The organism is Myxococcaceae bacterium JPH2, assembly GCA_016458225.1.
Classification (GTDB): domain Bacteria; phylum Myxococcota; class Myxococcia; order Myxococcales; family Myxococcaceae; genus Citreicoccus.
Genome location: JAEMGR010000042.1, coordinates 1 through 4000, shown reverse-complemented (window position 1 = coordinate 4000; position 4000 = coordinate 1). Strand labels below are relative to the sequence as shown.

Genomic DNA, 4000 nt, shown 5'->3' with positions numbered 1-4000 from the left:
CCGCCGGGCGCGATGCCTCCGGGCGCGCGTCCTCCGGGGCCTGGGATGCCGCCGGGCGCGGGTGCGCGTCCCGCGGGGCCGGGTGTTCCGCCGCCTCCGGGGGGCGCGGGCCTGCCGCCGCGTCCGGGCGCTCCGGGGGCTCCGCCGCCGGGCATGGCCGCCCGTCCTGGGGCTCCTGCCGCGAACATTCCGGGTGGCTTCCCGCGTCCTCCAGGGGGCTCGCCGCTGCCTCCCGCCGCGCCGCCTCCCGCGGCCCGTGCTCGGGATCCGTTCGGACTGGGAACGCCGGCGGCTCAGCCCGCGGCGGCGCGTCCTGCTCCGGTCGAGAGCATCAGCATCGAGGACTCCCTGCCCGAGCCGAGTGGCGCGGAGGAGATCTCGCTCGACATGGGCACCCCGGCGCCCGCCGCGCCCGCTCGGGTGGCCGATGGCGGCGAGGCCGTGTTGCGTGAGGCGCTGTCCAAGGCCTCCCGCGACGTCATCGAGAAGATTGCCTGGGAGGTCGTTCCCCAGCTGGCGGAGACCATCATCCGTCAGGAGCTGGAGCGCCTCATCAAGGACCGCGAAACGCAGCACTGACGTTCCCCAGTACCCACTGATTCCCCGCCGGCCCCATCGAGGGCCGGCCGCTCGCGATGACCGATACCACCGAACTGTCCAAGGCCTACGAACCCAGTGAGGTTGAAGCCCGCTGGTACAACGTCTGGCTGGAGCGCGATTACTTCCGCGCCGAGGCCACCTCCACCAAGCCTCCGTTCTGCATCGTCCTGCCGCCGCCCAACGTCACGGGCAGCCTTCACATCGGCCACGCGCTCACGGCGACCATCCAGGACATCCTCATCCGCTGGAAGCGGATGAGCGGCTTCAATGCCCTGTGGCTGCCGGGAACGGACCACGCCGGCATCGCCACGCAGATGGTGGTCGAGAAGGAGCTGAAGAAGACCGAGGGCAAGAGCCGCCACGACCTGGGCCGCGAGGAGTTCCTCAAGCGCGTCTGGACGTGGAAGGGCAAGTACGGCGCCCGCATCGGCGAGCAGCACCGCTACCTGGGCGCCTCGCTGGACTGGAGCCGCGAGCGCTTCACCATGGACGAGCAGTCCTCGGCCGCCGTGCGCGAGGTCTTCGTCCGGCTGTACGAAGAGGGCCTGATGTACCGGGCCCAGAAGTTGATCAACTGGTGCCCCTCGTGCCGCACGGCGCTCAGCGACCTGGAGGTCGAGCACGAGGAGAAGGCCGGCACGCTCTGGCACATCCGCTACCCGGTGAAGGGCAGCGACCGCTCGCTCACCGTGGCCACCACGCGCCCCGAGACGCTGCTGGGCGACACCGCGGTGGCCATCCACCCGGATGATCCGCGCTACCAGGGCCTGGCGGGTCAGCACGTGCTCTTGCCGCTCACCGACCGCGAGATCCCCATCATCGCGGACGCCGAGCTGGTGAACATGGAGTTCGGAACGGGCGTGGTGAAGGTGACGCCCGCGCACGACTTCAACGACTACCAGACGGGCCTGCGGCACAAGCTGCCCATGCTCACCATCCTGGATGACGCGGCCCGGATGTCGAAGGACACCGGCAAGTACGCGGGGATGGATCGCTTCGCGGCGCGCAAGGCCGTGCTGGAGGACCTCCAGCTGCTGGGCGTGCTGGAGAAGGAGGAGCCGCACAAGCTCAACGTGGGCACGTGTCAGCGCTGCACCACGGTGGTGGAGCCGCGCCTGTCTCCGCAGTGGTTCGTGCGCATCGAGCCCTTGGCGAAGCCGGCCATCGAGGCGGTGGAGCAGGGCCGCACCCAGTTCGTCCCCGAGGCGTGGACGAACACGTTCTTCCACTGGATGCGCAACATCCACGACTGGTGCGTGAGCCGCCAGCTCTGGTGGGGCCACCAGATTCCCGCGTACTACTGCGTGGCGTGCAGCCCGCGACAGGGCGATGACACGGACCTCCCGCTGGATGCGCCCACGGTGAAGGTGGGCGGCGTGGACTTCGCTCGCGCGGAGCCCATCGTCGCGCGCGCGCAGCCCACGGCGTGCCCCAAGTGCGGCGGCGCGCAGTTCGTGCAGGACCCGGACGTGCTGGACACGTGGTTCTCGTCGGGCCTGTGGCCGTTCTCCACGCTGGGCTGGCCGCGCGAGACGCCCGAGCTGAAGACGTTCTACCCGACGTCCGTGATGGAGACGGGCCACGACATCATCTTCTTCTGGGTCGCCCGGATGATGATGATGGGCCTGCACTTCATGAAGGAAGTGCCCTTCCGCACCGTGTACCTGCACGCGATGGTGCGCGACGAGAAGGGCGAGAAGATGTCCAAGACGAAGGGGAACGTCATCGATCCCCTGGACGTCATCCTCGGCGCGAAGGCCGACGCGCTCGCCCCCACGCTGCGCAACAAGTTCCCGCAGGGCATGCCGGCGTTCGGCGCGGACGCGCTGCGCTTCACGCTCGCGTCGCTCACCCAGCAGGGCCGCGACATCAAGCTGTCGATGGATCGCCTGGGTGGCTACAAGGCGTTCTGCAACAAGCTGTGGAACGCGAGCCGCTTCGCCCTGATGAACATGGGCGACTTCCAGCTCGATGACCGGCCGCTGTCGAGCCGCTCGCTGACGCTGGCGGACCGGTGGATCCTCTCGCGGCTCCAGCGCGCCACGGAAGAGACGCGCGCCTCGCTGGAGGTGTTCGGCTTCGCCGAGGCGGCCTCCACGCTGTACCAGTTCCTCTGGGCGGAGTTCTGCGACTGGTACATCGAGCTGGCGAAGGGCTCGCTGTACGGCGAGGACGCGGCGGCGAAGGACACGACGCGGGCGGTGCTGGTGTACTGCCTGGATCGCATCCTGCGGCTGATGCACCCGTTCATGCCGTTCATCACCGAGGAGATCTGGCAGAAGCTGCCCATGACTCGGCCGGTGGCGAGCATCTGCATCGCGGCGTACCCGGAGCCGGACGCGGCGCTGGTGGACGCGTCCGCCGAGGCGGAGATGGCGCCGGTGGTGGCGGCCATCGAGGGCCTGCGCACCATCCGTGGCGAGAGCAACCTGTCGCCCGCGGCGAAGGTGAAGGCGGTGGTGCAGAGCCCGGATGCCCGCACGCGCGAGCTGCTCGAGCGCTGGCGCGGCTACCTGATGCCGCTGGCCGGACTTTCCGATGTGCAGGTGAGCCCGCCGGGCACCAAGCCCGCGCAGGCCGCCGCGTTCGTGAGTGGCAACCTGGAGATCTACGTGCCCCTGGCCGGGCTCGTGGACCTGGATGCCGAGCGCGAGCGCATCAAGAAGGAGATTGCCCGCGCCGAGCAGGAAGTCGCCGGCGTGCTGCGCAAGCTGGAGAACCCCAACTTCGTGGCCAAGGCTCCGCCCGACGTGGTGGAGAAGGACAAGGCCCGAGTCGAGGAACTCCAGGCGCGCAAGGCCAAGCTGCAGGACCACCTCCAGCGCATCGCCCCGGAGCCCACCATGTCGGAGACACCCGCGTCTGCAACGGGCAGCACCGAGCCCATGACCGATAGTGCCCAGGTGAAGGTTTCCCCCGAGGCCAAGCCGGCGGCGGGAGGGGTGGACCTGGGACAGGAGATCAAGGGTGAATTAGAGGCAGCCAGTACCCGCGAGCCCTCGGCCGCGGCGGCGGATCCTCAAGTCCAGGAGGCGCTCCACAAGCTGCGCGAGGGCACGAAGGAAGGGCTCTCCGCGGCGGATCACCATGACCTGGGCGTGGCCTACATGAGCATGGGCCTCGTCGATGACGCCATGCGCGAGTTCGACCGGGCCAAGGAGAGCGGCGACGAGCGCGAGGCGCCTGCTCCGAAGAAGGCGGCCAAGGCTCCCGCGAAGAAGAAGTCCCCCGTCGCGGCGGCCGAATCGAAGCCGGAGGTGGTGGTAGCTCCGGTCGAGACCGCGCCCGTGAAGAAGGCCGCCAAGGCGCCCGCGAAGAAGGTCGCGGAGAAGAAGACGGCCAAGGCGCCGGCGAAGAAGGCCGCGGCGAAGAAGACGGCCAAGGCGCCTGCGAAGAAGGC

At 69.5% G+C, this 4000-nt stretch carries 2 protein-coding genes; both read left to right on the top strand.

Annotation, left to right across the window (positions count from 1 at the left end; translation table 11 throughout):
- A partial coding sequence (locus JGU66_34295; GenBank protein MBJ6765853.1) for a response regulator occupies positions 1-579 on the top strand: 579 nt, incomplete at its 5' end.
- Between the two features lie 56 nt (positions 580-635).
- Positions 636-4000, top strand: a 3365-nt coding sequence (locus JGU66_34290) for a valine--tRNA ligase (GenBank protein MBJ6765852.1), incomplete at its 3' end; no start/stop codon positions are given.